Source organism: Pseudomonas sp. PDM27, assembly GCF_019219205.1.
Lineage (GTDB): Bacteria > Pseudomonadota > Gammaproteobacteria > Pseudomonadales > Pseudomonadaceae > Aquipseudomonas > Aquipseudomonas laurylsulfatiphila.
On the sequence record NZ_JAHUWF010000001.1, the window covers coordinates 765,932 to 782,055 of the forward strand.

Genomic DNA, 16,124 nt, shown 5'->3' on the forward strand with positions numbered 1-16,124 from the left:
TCAGCAGTCTCCAGGCGGTGCGGGCAATATGCAGGAAGTGGCCTAAGGTATTAAGGTTAAAAGCCACTCTGAAAATCAGAGACCCAAAAAAAAAATTCACCCCTAACCAACTCCGACTCTAACGAGACAACTGACAATATGCCCTAAGGTTTGACAAGCGCCCCGACTCCGATACATCAGACAAGATAAACAATATCACCCTAAATCCTTATCGAGTCCGCAAGGTCATTAGTTTTTTTCATCGATGATTGAAAAGCCAACTCTAGAACATCCTCTGTTTTTTTATATTTCATCAAATAGCTCCCCGGCTTAAAATTAACTACCACCCCTTGAATAGAGTCAGAGCCATCAGGCTCAAGATCTCCACCAGTAGTATCTTCACCTGCGCCGACGAACACTTGCCCAGAAGGAAAACCAAGGTACAAGACTCCGAAATCCGCAGCTATATCATCGACAATTGCTATTTTGTAACTACCATCCTGCCCCAACCCCAAAAAAGCTACATTCCCCTCATTAATCTCTTGAATTTCATCTGCAACGATACTCCACCAATCAGGAGTGTCCGACATCCTATGCCTTATAGCTGCAAGGTCGAATATTGCGACTGTTGCAGTATCAGTAACGATAGTAAATTTTTGAGCCATAAATTTATTACTTGAAATTATCGAGATAATTTTATCACCTAGGTTGCTGACCTGCTTTCCTAGCGGTTTGTTTCAAGGAGTCACCAAGGGAAGAACTCACTCAAGTAATGGAAAAGTCCCAATCATCAGTATAGGCATCATTTGGAAGCTTCGGGAACTGCGCCACGGATTTGAACTCCAGTTCATAACCTAAAGAAACAAATGGTTCACCCAACCCCATGACACCACTAATACTCAAATCATACAAACCACTCGCAACCTCTAGATAATCATTATTCCCAAGACCATCAACACAAGCCTCTCTATAATCCAGAAAATAATCACTATCCCAATTCATTAGAGCATTCAGATCAGCAATAACAACCAAACCAGAAACAACTACCAACGGGATCCCAGAATAGCAAAATTTCTTTACCGCTTTATTAAAACTGGACTTCTGATCTTGGTCTGTTCCCTTTAGAAAAATACTATATTCCATTTCCGGAATTTGATAGATAGGAAAAATCACCCCCTTTTCCACTACACTTAACCCAATGGTTTCGTCACTCAAAAAAAGCTCGAATAAATTACCAGTATCTATCCCATTACTTAGAACAAAATCATTCAATGCAACCGGATCAAAAATAACGATCCCAGGTTGAAATATCTCAATTTTTGCTACGCTTTTCATCCACAATCTCCTACCGACGAAAAACTGCTGAGTACAAACCCCTTCAATTTAACTCAAAAAAACTTTCCAAGAACTCGTTAAAACTTGCCCACTGGGGCTTGAGCCTCCCCTGTTTGAACTCAGCCAATGAGTCACCAAGAGTAAGCTCAACCACCTCGCCAGTTAGCTTATTATAAAAAAAACCACTCTCACCTTCAAAGCTATCCAATGGAAGATACTCTAAAGGTACTCCGAGCGTTTCATGGGTTCGTTTCAGCGCCAAATCAAAATTAGTATTTTTTGAAAACCAACAAATTTGATATATCTCTTTGCCGCGACTCATAAAAGTCGGCCCATCCTCAACATGAAGATAAAACTGACCGAAATCGCTAGACGCATCAACGTCTATTTTTTTTAGCTCTATTTCATAGTCAGCACTGACGTCAGCGTACCACCAGCCTTTCTGCCTACAGAAATCCATTACTTTTTTCGAAATCATATATTCACCCACAACTCACAGATCCGCTAGAACGCCCTCAGGTTGCTTAGCACGCCGTATTCATAGACCAACATCTACCCACCATATAAAAATCGGCTTCTAGACATGTGAATATATATCTACCTCTTTACCATCACTCAAGAAAAAGAGCCTTGCAACAGTCGAATCAATATCATATCCAGCCTTGATTACGGTACCAGCGACACCATTACTCGCCAATAAAACAACCTCTTTAACTCTGTCCTCCTCCCAGCTATATCGATATGCCCAATACTCCATATCCCCATCTACGCGACAAGCTCTTAGAACCTTCCCATCTTTTAGCTCTGCTATCTTTAGCCAAAGGATCTCATTATGTTTATTTTTCCGAAGTGAAAATAATAGACCTCCAAAAGACCTAAAAAACTCGAACTCATCCAGCAAGCCTTGAGAATTATAACTTTCAATTCTTACTACTTGACCATCACAAAGAAAATACTTAGATACGTTCTTTTTACTGGCCGGTTCCTTATCAATAATTTTTGATGGAGTAACACCCGCCATTTCGAGCTCCAATGGAATTATCGTATGACATGGCCCCTTAGAAAAAGAAATCTCCCCATGAGCAGCATCATCAACAAACTTAGCGCAAAAACTCTCGTCGCTAATTTTAGTCAACGCCTCGTCCTTAAGCACCAGCAAATCTGAATAATTCATACTTAACTACCTTTTGAAATTAACACCTTCACCGAGGGATTTCTTAATAGCACGCTCGGCAGTCGCTGGATCGACAGCAGGCGATCAGCGTCGTCGTACACGTAATCCTGACGGGCATCGGCATTCAGTTTGGCCAGCAGCCGGCCAATGCTATCGCGCTCGAATTCGGTGCGGCGCTGTGGCCCTTCGCCGTAGCCGGTTTCGTCGACCTGGGTCAGATGCCCGCCGAGGTTGTAGCTAAAGCACCGGATCAGGTTACCAACTCAATAAAAAAATGGTTTAGGAAGCTCCCAAACCATTCCAAACACATAATTTTAAGGAGCTATACAAACACCACCCACCAAAGCCTCAAAAAGACATCAAAGTACAACGCCAAAACTTCAGAAAAGCCATACTACCTAATTGAAACCGCTCCCTTTATTCGATCAACTGCAAGTCGAGCATTAAAGCCAACAACGACTTTACCCTCTCCAACGCACTTACACCCTTGAACACACCACTAATTCACTTCCATAAAATCGTCATTTTCAAGATAGTAATTAAGCGCAGCCACCACTTTAACTATATTTGCAGATACCTCCTGCTCGAGAACATTCCTCAGCACATCATTAAACTGCTGACCATAATAAATTAACTCCAATTCATTCGCCGCCACAAAATCACTGTAAATTTCAACATCTCCTGCCATTTCAGGATATGCATCCAAATAACAAACAAGCTCTGGAGTTATAGTTCCAACATCATCTTCAACGTACACACACAGATCATCAATTATAACATCACCCGCTTGCACGGCCTCAATCACAGCAGCAATCGTTACAGGCTCTTTAACCTTTAATATACTCATCAACATGTTCCTTTTAGTGGCTGTCCAGCCTTACCATTAAGTTTACCTTTACGTCCCTTTCGCAGGCCTTGCCACAAAAAGTGCTTCTGCTCGGTCCGACCGTTGATCTCTGAAACCGTGGCAACCCGCCGCCCCAGGCTGTCGTACCGATACGAACCGGTACTTTCCAACTTACCGTTGACCAACGTCTCAGCCCGCACCAACCGATTTTCACAGTCATAAACAAACGTCTGCAGCGTGCCCATCCCGCTGCGCTTTTCAATCAGGTTGCCCCACGCATCGTAGGCATATTCCTGATCCTGCCAGCGCTTGAGGCGGTTGTCCTTGACGTGGTCAAACTGGCTGGTATTGAATTTAAGCAGGTTGGCGGTGGCGTTTTGGTGCTACCTCAACTAATCACTTAGACCTGATTTTTTTCAGTTCTTTCTCTAATCCCACTACATCTGATCGGTCACCTCCACGGTCAACTTTCTGAAGCCATGCTGGTACTGCTTTTTTAAAAAGCTCTACTCCTTCCGGACTAAGATCAGATAACTTAACAATGAAATCCATTTTCAACCCCCCAGCATCATCAAAAGGTTTATTTGCAATTAACCCCTCCCTCCACAAAAAACCTAACAATGCCATTGATGCATCAATGACGTGCTGTTTATACTCTAAATTCTTATTCCTACTATACAACATTGGAACACTATACTTTGTAAAATCGACCATTAGTCCACCCTTATTAATCTAGAAACATCCGAAACTTCAATCAACTCTTTTGTCTTAGGATTTCGCACAAACATACCGCCAGCCTCGCGTATTCTTGCTCTTTGATAAGCTGGAGCGTTTTATTTGCCGTTTTACTGGTCACTTCAATTGGCTGCCAACTCCCATCGGAACGCTTAACGACGAAATCCACGCGCCGTGCAGTGCCATCCGGACCTTTTACAATTTTTCCTGTAACGTCTCTCAAGTAGCGCTCTTTCAAAACATTTTGCTTGCCGAAAGTAGCCTCAAGCCTACTACCCACTCTAGCTTCTCGAGCAGTGCACGTCTGCAGCGTGCCCATGCCGCTGCGTTTCTCAATCAGGTTGCCCCACGCATCGTAGGCATATTCCTGATCCCGCCAGCGCTTCAGGCGGTTGTCCTTGACGTGGTCAAACTGGCTGGTGTTGAAGTTCAGCCGGTTCGCCGCGGCGTCGTAGCGGAATTCTTCGCTGTCGATCAACTGACCGGTGTCGCGGCTGTGCAACTGGCCGTTGGCTTCGTATTGGTACTTGATCTCGCCGCGCAGTTTGTCGAGGGTGCGGGTCAGTTCGCCGGCCGGGTCGTAGTGGTGACGGCGGTGGATCGGGTTGTAGGCGTGCTCGACCAGCAGGTCGGGCTGGATGCCGGGTTTGTGGAGGCGCGAGAGTTTTTCCGCCGACAGGCGCGAGGCGAACTGCCAGCTCTTGCGGCCCATCGCGTCGTAGCCGAAGCAGCTGGTGAGGGTGCCCTGGGTGCGCAAGACTTCGCGGTGCAGGTCGTCGCGCTCGATGTCGCTGATCAGCTGGCCGTCGAGGTTGAGTTGGTTTTACCGTTGACCTCTGAAACCTTGGCAACCCGCCGCCCCAGGCTGTAGTACCGATACGGCCCCGTACTTTCCAGCCTGCCATTAACCAGCGTCTCAGCCCGGAACAACCGATTCTCACCGTCATAACATTCGGCTTCGTCTAACTAAAAATCATCCCAGGGCGCATACCGATAATCATCATCTATCTTTTTAAAGGTAAGACCATGGATTTTCTTATTAATGCACTCATTAAGGAAGCGAGCAGAACATGCAACCTCATGAATCTCTTCAAAATAGAACAAATCAGAATCAACACTTTCCAAAACTACAAGCTTATCAATACGTTCATAAGTTGAACCCCTCAAATCGAGAGCGCCTGACTTCACATTACTATCCAGCACGAAAGAGGAACTATCCAAATCCATAGCTCTCAGCCTTTCGACAACGGCGAAGAAAAAATATGACTTATCTTGCTTAGCCACCCCCTGAGTAAAAAGTTCAACCGGCCTGCTAACATACTTGCACTCAAAAACATCGCAGACAGCCAAAAAGTCTTTGGACGCCAAAAAATGATCCGGCAACCAATCTGCCGTTAATTGGGGAACATCAGCCATTGCTCGATAGCAGTCGCTTAAGGCACCTTGCTCTGGGTTTTCGGAGGGATAATGGAAGGTTGGCAAATCGGGAACCCAACTCAAATCAAAAAAAAATGGCGCACCCTCACCATCCGGATCATAACTAATAATATATATATCTTTCATTTTTCCACCTTTAAAGCAACCGACCAGTTATGGCATCAAGTTTAAATAGCCCGCCTTCTAGACCCTGAGCAGCCCACGTTTGAACATTTTTCACGCCAAGCGCCAGATCTATATCAGTCAAATTATTTAGGTTATTGTTAAGTTTCACCAACTTGTTTTTTTACAGCTTCAGTGTACTGACCGTGATTCGACCAGTGCCCCGGCATGCCAGTAGTTTTGGCTAGATCTTTTGAGCCAGGTAGAAAAATCCCATTTGACGCCCCATCCGGATCCCAACCAATTTTGTTCAGCCTACCAAACATTTTTTTGAACTGAGTACTTTTTATCAGCTCTTCGGGTATCAAATGGTGATTTGCCATTCCATCGCCGGTACGTGCTCCCATGTTGTTACCTAACTTCGTAGAACACCAACCTAATGGATCAACCCAGTTATTAGGGCTTGGTGCATACGAGTAAAAATTCATGCCTCCTGATAAAGAAATCGGATCCTGCGTTACAAACCGCCCCACCTCCGGATCGTAATACCGAAACGTGTTGTAGTGCAGCCCCGTCTCCTCATCGAAATACTGCCCCTGAAACCGCAGGTTCTGTTCAACTTCATTGACCGTCAGCTTCTCAACCGAGCCCCACGCCTTGTAAGTTGCCTGCCAGACAATGCTCCCGTCCGCGTCAGTCATCTCCAGCGGCGTACCAATCTGGTCGGTATGGAAGTAGTAAAGCTGCTGCTCCCCACCCTCTTCCTGGTCCACCCGAGCCAACGGCGCATAACTCCCCGGCTCATACAGGTACAGACTGCTCCGCCCCGGACGTTCCTCACGCAACATGCGCAGGCCTTGCCACAAAAAGTGCTTCTGCTCGGTCTTGCCGTTGACCTCTGAAACCTTGGCAACCCGCCGCCCCAGACTGTCGTACCGATACGAACCAGTACTTACGAGCTTGCCGTTGACCAGCGTCTCAGCCCGCACCAAGCGATTTTCACAGTCATAAACAAACGTCTGCAGCTTGCCCATGCCGCTGCGTTTTTCAATCAGGTTGCCCCACGCATCGTAGGCATATTCCTGATCCCGCCAGCGCTTGAGGCGGTTGTCCTTGACGTGGTCAAACTAGCTGGTGTTGAAGTTCAGCCGGTTCGCCGCGGCGTCGTAGCGGAACTCTTCGCTGTCGATCAGTTGACCGGTGTCGCAGCTATGCAGTTGGCCGTTGGCTTCGTATTGGTATTTGATCTCTCCGCGCAGTTTGTCGAGGGTGCGGGTCAACTCGCCAGCCGGGTCGTACTGGTGACGGCGGTGGATCGGGTTGTAGGCGTGCTCGACCAGCAGGTCGGGCTGGATGCCGGGGTTGTGGAGGCGCGAGAGTTTTTCCGCCGGCAGGCGCGAGGAGAACTGCCAGCTCTTGCGGCCCATCGCGTCGTAGCCGAAGCAGCTGGTGAGGGTGCCCTGGGTGCGCAGGACTTCGCGGTGCAGGTCGTCGCTCATGTCGATGAGCATCACCTAGACCGTGACGGTGGAATATAGGGAATGCCCTAAGACGCTTTCGAAATTAATAATCTATGTAATAGATTAGTAAAGAGAGTGACTGAAGCAAAAGCTCACAGTCACTCAAAGAATTAAATTTTAAAGATCTTGACCAACTCCACAAACCATCTCCAACTCCGCTTCCCACCAATATCCTTTGAGGAGTCACTGAAAGCCGAAAACTCCATTTCAATTACTTACATTACAAAGGCGAACGCCTCCACTTATCGTCATACCCCAAACTCTCTTTCTTTTTAATTCGCCATTCGCCAGCCTTAAAAACCATGAAAATTCGCGACGTAACCTCTACCCCAACAGTTTGTTGAATCTGAAAAACAATCTCATCGTCGCTCACAGAAATGACCTCTATAACGTCAGACTGTGGATCATACGTTGGAGGATTCGTACAACCCAAGTCTATCAAACGACCAAAATTGCTTTTATCTTTCAACGCAAATTTTTGTAGTACTTTTTCCAACTTACCGCTAAAGCGAGCTTTTATAGCAGGATCATCCCCGCCTCCGGCTAGATTTTCCTTTCGAACTCTAAAGAATTCTACTTCCCAAGAGTTCATATTAGCCATAAAGTCATTAACAACCTTTAATGCTTGCAGTGAACGATCTTTATCAGTCATATCAATTCCCAAAAATTCCTTCGAGTATTTTATTGCCCTGACGATAAACATCATAGGTTATCGATGTTGGTCGCGTCCCACCGTTGCCATAGATGAAATTCAATTCAACATCTACTGCACCTTTCTTTTTTACAGCATTGGCGACAGCCGATTCAAAGTCTCTAAACTGCCCGCGATTTATACCTTTTAACTGTGGAAAAACTCCATCTTTACCTCCCGCACCACCGAGAAGCTTACCGATTATATGGCCGGCATCATCATCAGAATTACCCAGTAATCTGGCCCATGCCCGGGATGATGCATTAGTTGCAGTACCCGTTCCCAAATCTTTTGGAGTAATAGTGGCGGTTGCTTTTAGCGGCTGTCCTCCTCCCCCTCTCGTGACGCTAGTAGTCACGCACCACCCTAGAGGGTCAATCCACCCGTTTGTGTTGGGAGCATAACCATACAAATTACTACCACCCAACAACCCAATCGGATCCTGCGTAACAAACCGCCCCACCCCCGGATCGTAATACCGAAACGTGTTGTAGTGCAGCCCCGTCTCGTCGTCGAAATACTGCCCCTGAAACCGCAGGTTCTGCTCGACTTCATTGACCGTCAGCTTCTCAACCGCCCCCCAAGCCTTGTACGTCGCCTGCCAGACAATACTCCCGTCCGCGTCAGTCATCTCCAGCGGCGTACCAATCTGGTCGGTATGGAAGTAGTAAAGCTGCTGCTCCCCACCCTCCTCCTGGTCCACCCGCGCCAACGGCGCATAACTCCCCGGCTCATACAGGTACAGACTGCTCCGCCCCGGACGTTCCTCACGCAACATGCGCAGGCCTTGCCACAAAAAGTGCTTCTGCTCGGTCCGACCCTTGATCTCTGACACCTTGCCAACCCGCCGCCCCAGGCTGTCGTACCGATACGAACCGGTACTTTCCAGCTTGCCATTGACCATTGTCTCGGCCCGAACCAACCGATTCTCACAGTCATAAACAAACGTCTGCAGCCGGTTCATCCCGCTGCGTTTCTCAATCAGGTTGCCCCACGCATCGTAGGCATACTCCTGATCCCGCCAGCGCTTGAGGCGGTTGTCCTTGATGTGGTCAAACTGGCTAGTGTTGAAGTTCAGCCGGTTCGCCGCGGCGTCGTAGCGGAACTCTTCGCTGTCGATCAACTGGCCGGTGTCGCGGCTGTGCAACTGGCCGTTGGCTTCGTATTGGTACTTGATCTCGCCGCGCAGTTTGTCGAGGGTGCGGGTCAACTCGCCGGCCGGGTCGTACTGGTGGCGGCGGTGGATCGGGTTGTAGGCGTGCTCGACCAGCAGGTCGGGCTGGATGCCGGGGTTGTGGAGGCGCGAGAGTTTTTCCGCCGGCAGGCGCGAGGCGAACTGCCAGCTCTTGCGGCCCATCGCGTCGTAGCCGAAGCAGCTGGTGAGCGAGCCCTGGGTGCGCAGGACTTCGCGGTGCAGGTCGTCGCGCTCGATGTCGCTGATGAGCTGGCCGTCGAGGTTGAGTTGGTGCAGGTGGCCGCTGCCGTAGTACAGGTGATTGAGGTGTTGGCCGGTGGGCAACGTCAGCGTGGTGAGGTTGCTCAGTGGGTCGTACTCGTAGGACAAGGCGCCTTGCGCTGTGGTCTCCTGGATCAGGCGACCGAGCAGGTCGTAGGAGAATTCGAGGGTTTCTTCACTGACACCCAACTGCTTGCCCTGCGCGGTCGGCAGGCGTTGGATCGACAGCAGGCGATCAGCGTCGTCGTACGCGTAATCCTGACGGGCATCGGCATTGAGTTTGGCCAGCAGACGGCCGATGCTGAGGGCTCACCATAGCTGGTCCATTGCTCCACCACACGTTAGCCGCTGTGGATGTTTTCTCAGAGGTAATTACAGTTCAGGCTCAAGACATTGATGCGGCAGGGAATTGCGTCGTCGACGACATGAACGGAGCACTAGATCACCTGACCACAAACTAATCATATTATAAAAGAGCGAAGCGCACATAACTACACAAACTAAAAATCCCTCACCAAACTGCCGACAACGGAGATACTCAACTCATCCATCGCAAATCAAATAACGACTATTTCATCCTTACAGAAGCCAACAGGCCAGCGACCACAGTAATACAATTTTATTATTGTCGACCATCGATCACCAAGTCCGTAATACTCTTCAGAGACATATTGCCTAAAAGCGAAGCAGATTCCATTTCTTGCCGCAAGGCTAAAGTCATGCGACGCACACAAAAATTTATTTTTACCAAGATTTTTAGTCGCAGCCATTACCGCCTTATTTACCTTCATCCGCATAGCAACAAGATCAGAATGTGGATTAGGAATATTATAAAAAGGGTCCGGTTGAGTTGGGGATGTGGGCAGCCACTCAACACCATCGTAGCGCCCCTTAAACTCAGCATCAGAAGGCTCTACAAAAACCTCGCGGACATTTTTTATATATATCAATCGACCATCGTCAGCCCCGTCACCCCCCATATTATAAAAAAATTCTGACCCTTCTATTTTTTTACACTCTTCGTCAATTTCAATCATATTACAATCCCAAATCAGTTATTGCACCAGGCGGCGGAGCCTTTCTTCCTTGTTGAATTGTTGCCCTGAGAACTTCACTTGCGGTATGCGGACCGGGAATTCCTGACAAGGAATTTTTAGGTAACGAGTCGTGCGTCGATGAGACTCTTACTCCACACCATTGTAACGACTTACAAACTCATCAAAAACCTGCTCACCATTAAGAACTTCTGCGGACTTATTTTCAAATTCCTCTGCACGATCATCATCTGTGATAGTTACAAACAGAACAGGAGACTGATGAGCATTAAAAGATTCAAAAAAACCCTCATTCTTTAGCAAATGAAGAGCGTTTGTCATCACTTGAAAAACCTGCGCCTGAAAACTCTCAAAATCGCTCCGCTCTGCAGACTCCCTTAGAGCCTTGCATACCCCTTCAAACTCTTCACTTTGCCAAGCTTCATACGCCCACTCAGAAGATGCCCACTTATAATATTGAACAACTTCATAAGTTCTATCTCCCTCTTCTTCTTGACCTATCTTGTCTTCCAACCCACGAAAAGAGTTAGCAGATGGACAAATGGTCAAAGCACCGCTATCAGTATATAGAGCACATACGTAAAACTCTTCATTAGGATGAGCACCTTTCAGGCTCGAAAAAGCAGACTTTGCAGCTTTATATACACACTCTTCCAGTTCAGCCCACCCCATAATAACCCTCCCACCCTTATTAACTTAAAAATATCTCAACACCAATATTTGAGCTCAGACTTCTTCACGAATACTGCATCTTTAAACGGTAGTCTCTAACCATAATAGCTCTATCTGCTGCTTGGTCGGGCTGGATACTGGGGTGGGTGTAGGTCGCCCCGTTCGATGTCGCAGATCAGTTGGCCGCCGAAGTTGAGTTGGTGCAAGTGGCTGCGCCATAATACTGGCGATTGATCTTTTGGCCGGCGCGAGCACTTTTGAATACTCGACCCAATGTTTCCCATGTAGTTTTAGATTAAAGAGAAAACGGCTTAAAAAACCTTAAACCACTCGAAAGTTAAAATTTTAAAGAACGGCACAAACTCCACTAATCCTTGACCACAGACAAACAACCAAACACACCCATGAATTACCGCGCCACAGGTGCAACAGACCACTCCACCGTCTTTTACACAAAGGTCAAAGAGCGGTTTTTTTCCACTTATCACCATTTTTTGTTTCTTTTTTCACTATCAACCAGCCATTTCCAGTATTTTTCAGAACAAACTTATATACAGCCTTTAGCCTAGCCATCTGCTCGACAACCACAGCGTAATTTTTACCTTCTTGAACAGGTTTGTTTATTACATCCCTCTCTGGATCATAAGTCGGAGGAGACCCACAACCGAGATCTACCAGCCGAGCCCAGCTTCGTTCATCTGACACAGAAAATTTGGTTAGAACCCTCTTAAGTTCCACTTCATACTTTTTATCACAGTCAGATGTATCTTTATCCGCATCGATCAGACTCATCTGCTCATCGCGAAAAGCTGTCTCCCAATCTCGCATTTCCGACATAAATCCTTTCAACGCCTCAACCACCGAAACTTCTTCTTCCATAACAACCTCAGTTACTAAAAATATCCGACAGTACAGTTTTTCCTTGCTGAAAAACGTTATACACAACCTTGGTCGGCCTGGTACTTGATGCACCATAGATAAATTTAATATCTACATCCACCGGCCCATTATTTCTTACGAAACTGGCAACCTCCCCTTCAAAATCCCTAAAAAGACCACGATTTATTCTTGAGAGCTGTGGAAAAACACCATCTTTACCGCCTGAACCACCCAAAAGCTTTCCGACTATATGTCCCGCATCGTCTTTTGAATCACCCAGCGCACGTGCCCAAGCTCTTGATGAAGCATTCGTCGCTGTTCCAGTACCGAGATCTTTCGCGGTAATTGTCGCTGTTGCTCGAAGAGGTTGTCCTGCTGCGCCACGTGTAACCACAGCACTGACACACCAGCCCAGGGGGTCAATCCACCCGTTTGTGTTGGGAGCATAACCATACAAATTACTACCACCCAACAACCCAATCGGATCCTGCGTTACAAACCGCCCCACCTCCGGATCGTAATACCGAAACGTGTTGTAGTGCAGCCCCGTCTCGTCGTCGAAATACTGCCCCTGAAACCGCAGGTTCTGCTCGACTTCATTGACCGTCAGCTTCTCAACCGAACCCCACGCCTTGTACGTCGCCTGCCACACAATCTCCCCATCACGGTCCGTCATCTCCAGCGGCGTACCAATCTGGTCGGTATGGAAATAGTAAAGCTGCTGCTCCCCACCCTCTGCCTGATCGACCCGCGCCAAGGGCGCATAACTCCCCGGCTCATACAGGTACAGACTGCTCCGCCCCGGACTTTCCTCCCGCAGCATCCGCAGGCCTTGCCACAAAAAGTGCTTCTGCTCGGTCTTGCCATTGATCTCTGAAACCTTGGCAACCCGCCGCCCCAGGCTATCGTACCGATACGAACCGGTACTCTCCAATTTACCGTTGACCAGCGTCTCGGCCCGCACCAACCGATTCTCACAGTCATAACGAAACGTCTGCAGCGTGCCCATGCCGCTGCGCTTTTCAATCAGGTTGCCCCACGCATCGTAGGCATATTCCTGATCCCGCCAGCGCTTGAGGCGGTTGTCCTTGACGTGGTCAAACTGGCTGGTGTTGAAGTTCAGCCGGTTCGCCGCGGCGTCGTAGCGGAATTCTTCGCTGTCGATCAGCTGGCCGGTGTCGCGGCTGTGCAACTGGCCGTTGGCTTCGTACTCGTACTTGATCTCGCCGCGCAGTTTGTCGAGGGTGCGGGTCAGTTCGCCGGCCGGGTCGTACTGGTGACGGCGGTGGATCGGGTTGTAGGCGTGCTCGACCAGCAGGTCGGGCTGGATGCCGGGGTTGTGGAGGCGCGAGAGTTTTTCCGCCGGCAGGCGCGAGGCGAACTGCCAGCTCTTGCGGCCCATCGCGTCGTAGCCAAAACAACTGGTGAGTTTGCCCTGTGTACGCAGGACTTCGCGGTGCAGGTCGTCGCGCTCGATGTCGCTGATGAGCTGGCCGTCGAGGTTGAGTTGGTGCAGGTGGCCGCTGCCGTAGTACAGGTGATTGAGGTGTTGGCCGGTGGGCAACGTTAGGGTGGTGAGGTTGCTCAGTGGGTCGTACTCGTAGGACAAGGCGCGTTGAGCCGTAGTCTCCTGGATCAGGCGGCCGAGCAGGTCGTAGGAGAATTCGAGGGTTTCTTCGCTGACGCCGAGTTGCTTGCCCTGCGCGCTCGGCAGGCGCTGGATCGACAGCAGGCGATCAGCGTCGTCGTACGCGTAATCCTGACGGGCATCGGCATTGAGCTTGGCCAGCAGCCGGCCGATGCTGTCGCGCTCGAATTCGGTGCGACGCTGTGGCCGTTCGCCGCGCTCGCCGTAGCCGGTTTCGTCGACCTGGGTCAGATGCCCGCCGAGGTTGTAGCTGAAGCGCCGGGTCAGGTTGTCGATGCGCTTTTCTTCGACCAGCCGGTCGGACGCATCGTAGGCGAACTGGTACGCCGCGTTGTTTTCGTTGATCAGTGCCGTCAGGCGAATCGCCGGGTCGTACTCGTAGCGAATGCGCTGCCCCTTGGCGTCCTGGCGGCTGCTCGGCAGGCCCCGGGCGGTGCGTAGCAGGCGCGTGGTTTGGCCTTTGCCGTCGGTATGGCTGAGCAATTGGCCGAGGGCGTTGTAGGTGAAGGATTCGGCGCTGCCGTCCGGGTGATGGATGCGCAGCACTTCGCCGTCGGGCTTGCGTTCCAGCGTGGTGGTCTGACCCAGCGCGTCGGTGACGGCGACCAGGTGCTGGCGCTCGTCGAAGCGGTATGTGGTGTTTTTACCCGAGCAATCCTGGAAGCGCTCGACCTGGGCCAGGGTGTTCCACCACAGGTATTTGGACTTGTGGGTCGCGTCGATGATGGTGTGTGGCAGGCCATCGTCGCCGTTGAGGTATTCGGTGGTGTGACCGAGGGCGTCGACTTCGGCGATGAGGTTGCCCTTGGCGTCGTAGCGGGATTGCCAGGTGCTGCCGTCCAGGAAGGTGGTTTCTGTGACCAGCGTAGTACCGAGGTGGTACTTGTATTTGATCTGGCGGCCCAATGGGTCGGTTTCTTCAAGCAAACGCGAAAAGTTGTCGTACTTGAACCCCAACCGGTTTCCATCCGGCAGCTTGAGACCGGTCATGTTGCCCGCTTCGTCGAGGTCGATAGCGTACTGCTCACCGCCGAAGTCACGACTGGCAATCACGCGGCGATCTTCGTTGTAGTGGACCTGGAGCTCGCGCCCCAGTGCGTCAGTGGCCCACGAGGTGCGGTGCTTGAAGTCGTAGCGGTAGTGAAAGTGTTCGCCATCGCTGGTCCAGTGCTCCACCACACGCAGCTGGCCTTCAATGGTTTCCCACCGGTAATGACAGCTCAGGCCCAGGGCGTTGCTGTGGCTGGCCATCACACCGTCGGCGTAGCTGAAGCGGCGCATCGAATCGCTGTTGCGATTGATCACCTCGATGAGTTGGCCGTTGTCGTCATAGCGGTACTGCACCAGGGTTTCAACCGCCTGGTTGTCGACGACGCGCTTGACGTCGGTCAGGCGCCCCAGCGGGTTGTCATAGTGCAGGTGCACCCGAACACCACCCGTGGCGCTGATGTCGGTCAACCGGCCTTCAGCCGTGCGGGTGAAATGCAGGTAATGCCCGAGGGCATTTTCCAGGCGTTGCAGCGGGACATCGCTGTTGTCGTCCGGCACCTCACCGAAGTAGAAGAACAGGTTGTCGAGGGTTTGCAGCAGGTAGTGGCCGCCTTCGGTGCGGACCAGGTGGAGCTGCTCATAGGGGTTATAGATGCGATCACCGGGCTCCACATCCACAAAGGGCACGCTGCGCCCCTGGTTATCCGTGAGGTAGACGAAGCTGCCGCTTCTGCGCAGGCTTTGCTCCCAAGGCAAGACCCAGCCTCTGCCGAGCACGCTGTCGACGGTCAGGTCGCTGGCATAGAAGCGAGACCATTCAATCGGCATGAGCCCCGGGAGCGCAAAGTCGGTTTCTCCAGACTCGGGCAATAGCTTGCGCCCGCTGGTAAGGTCGACGGGGTTACCGCTCAAACCGCCGATTGCGCGCTCAACGGCCGGACCGATGACAAAGCGCCCGGCCAGATAGCTGGCCGCCACGGTCGCTCCAAACTTCAATGCGCAAGGCCCGGCAGCCTTCAGACCTTGCGTCATGCCCAATCTGAAGATCGGACCTACTGCGCGGCCCATCGAGGCGACAATCATCAGCACGTCGACGGTGACCCGAAGCCAGCCGGGAATTTCTTCGTCGACATCCAGATAGCGCTCTGTCCCGCCGCCGATGAACACATTGTTCGAGCCGCTGGAGATCTTCGCGCCACAGGTCAGTTTGTCCCCCTTGCGCGAAGCCGCCACATTGTTGATGAAAACGTTGGAAGAGCCTTCGGCAACCATGACCGGCGCAGGGTGTTTATCGCACGTGCCCATGCTCAACTTTGCGTGGGCGGCATTGCGGCCGTTGATGAACACATCCGTCGAGCAGCCTTCAAGCTTGATCCCCCCGGCGGGCGAACTCATTGCCGACCCTATGCTTTCGCCAATCATGGGGACGAAACTGGCAGCCAGTCCTACGGCAATTCCCAGCAGAATTCCGCCGAGCCCCGCCGTGCAGATCATGAATGCGGCTGCCGTCGCAATCGCAAGCCCGATCACTGCACCGGCGAGAAAACCGCCGAGCGCACTGGTGTGTTCAATTTCATCGCCCCAACGCGCAGCTTCGAACATGG

12 protein-coding genes and 5 pseudogenes are annotated in these 16,124 nt (G+C 50.6%); all 17 read right to left on the reverse strand.

Annotation, left to right across the window (positions count from 1 at the left end; all coding sequences use genetic code 11):
- Positions 1 to 200: 200 nt before the first annotated feature.
- Positions 201 to 644 carry a DUF6386 family protein gene (locus KW838_RS03390; RefSeq protein ID WP_218500391.1) on the reverse strand — a complete coding sequence of 148 codons (444 nt, stop codon included), beginning with the start codon at positions 642 to 644 and terminating at the stop codon, positions 201 to 203.
- Positions 645 to 744: 100 nt separating this feature from the next.
- Positions 745 to 1,314 carry a hypothetical protein gene (locus tag KW838_RS03395; RefSeq protein ID WP_218500392.1) on the reverse strand — a complete coding sequence of 190 codons (570 nt, stop codon included), beginning with the start codon at positions 1,312 to 1,314 and terminating at the stop codon, positions 745 to 747.
- 43 nt (positions 1,315 to 1,357) lie between these two features.
- Positions 1,358 to 1,804: a hypothetical protein gene (locus KW838_RS03400; protein ID WP_371317813.1), complete on the reverse strand. Its 447-nt coding sequence runs from the start codon at positions 1,802 to 1,804 to the stop codon at positions 1,358 to 1,360.
- Between the two features lie 87 nt (positions 1,805 to 1,891).
- The gene (locus tag KW838_RS03405) at positions 1,892 to 2,488 is read right to left on the reverse strand and encodes a hypothetical protein (RefSeq protein ID WP_218500393.1); all 597 of its coding nucleotides are present in this window, start codon (positions 2,486 to 2,488) and stop codon (positions 1,892 to 1,894) included.
- A gap of 53 nt (positions 2,489 to 2,541) precedes the next feature.
- Positions 2,542 to 2,751, reverse strand: a pseudogene (locus KW838_RS03410) (RHS repeat protein); the annotation flags it as partial.
- A gap of 236 nt (positions 2,752 to 2,987) precedes the next feature.
- Positions 2,988 to 3,335, reverse strand: a complete 348-nt coding sequence (locus KW838_RS03415) for a hypothetical protein (RefSeq protein ID WP_218500394.1) — start codon at positions 3,333 to 3,335, stop codon at positions 2,988 to 2,990.
- 47 nt (positions 3,336 to 3,382) lie between these two features.
- A pseudogene (locus KW838_RS03420) lies at positions 3,383 to 3,712 on the reverse strand (hypothetical protein); the annotation flags it as partial.
- Positions 3,713 to 3,731: 19 nt separating this feature from the next.
- The gene (locus KW838_RS03425) at positions 3,732 to 4,049 is read right to left on the reverse strand and encodes a hypothetical protein (RefSeq protein WP_218500395.1); all 318 of its coding nucleotides are present in this window, start codon (positions 4,047 to 4,049) and stop codon (positions 3,732 to 3,734) included.
- 316 nt (positions 4,050 to 4,365) lie between these two features.
- Positions 4,366 to 4,893: pseudogene (locus tag KW838_RS29415) on the reverse strand (RHS repeat domain-containing protein); the annotation flags it as partial.
- A gap of 143 nt (positions 4,894 to 5,036) precedes the next feature.
- Entirely contained in the window at positions 5,037 to 5,633 is a 597-nt protein-coding gene (locus KW838_RS03435) for an imm11 family protein (RefSeq protein ID WP_218500396.1), read from the reverse strand.
- Positions 5,634 to 5,824: 191 nt separating this feature from the next.
- Positions 5,825 to 7,102, reverse strand: a pseudogene (locus KW838_RS29420) (RHS repeat-associated core domain-containing protein); the annotation flags it as partial.
- 247 nt (positions 7,103 to 7,349) lie between these two features.
- Positions 7,350 to 7,781 carry an NTF2 fold immunity protein gene (locus tag KW838_RS03450; RefSeq protein ID WP_218500397.1) on the reverse strand — a complete coding sequence of 144 codons (432 nt, stop codon included), beginning with the start codon at positions 7,779 to 7,781 and terminating at the stop codon, positions 7,350 to 7,352.
- A gap of 1 nt (position 7,782) precedes the next feature.
- Positions 7,783 to 9,576: pseudogene (locus KW838_RS03455) on the reverse strand (RHS repeat-associated core domain-containing protein); the annotation flags it as partial.
- Between the two features lie 257 nt (positions 9,577 to 9,833).
- Positions 9,834 to 10,313, reverse strand: a complete 480-nt coding sequence (locus KW838_RS03460) for a hypothetical protein (RefSeq protein ID WP_256358703.1) — start codon at positions 10,311 to 10,313, stop codon at positions 9,834 to 9,836.
- A gap of 147 nt (positions 10,314 to 10,460) precedes the next feature.
- Positions 10,461 to 11,003 carry a DUF4303 domain-containing protein gene (locus KW838_RS03465; protein WP_218500398.1) on the reverse strand — a complete coding sequence of 181 codons (543 nt, stop codon included), beginning with the start codon at positions 11,001 to 11,003 and terminating at the stop codon, positions 10,461 to 10,463.
- Between the two features lie 459 nt (positions 11,004 to 11,462).
- On the reverse strand, positions 11,463 to 11,882 hold the full coding sequence (locus KW838_RS03470) for an NTF2 fold immunity protein (protein WP_218500399.1): 420 nt from the start codon (positions 11,880 to 11,882) through the stop codon (positions 11,463 to 11,465).
- Between the two features lie 7 nt (positions 11,883 to 11,889).
- The gene (locus tag KW838_RS03475; RefSeq protein WP_218500400.1) at positions 11,890 to 16,122 is read right to left on the reverse strand and encodes an RHS repeat-associated core domain-containing protein; all 4,233 of its coding nucleotides are present in this window, start codon (positions 16,120 to 16,122) and stop codon (positions 11,890 to 11,892) included.
- Positions 16,123 to 16,124: the final 2 nt, after the last annotated feature.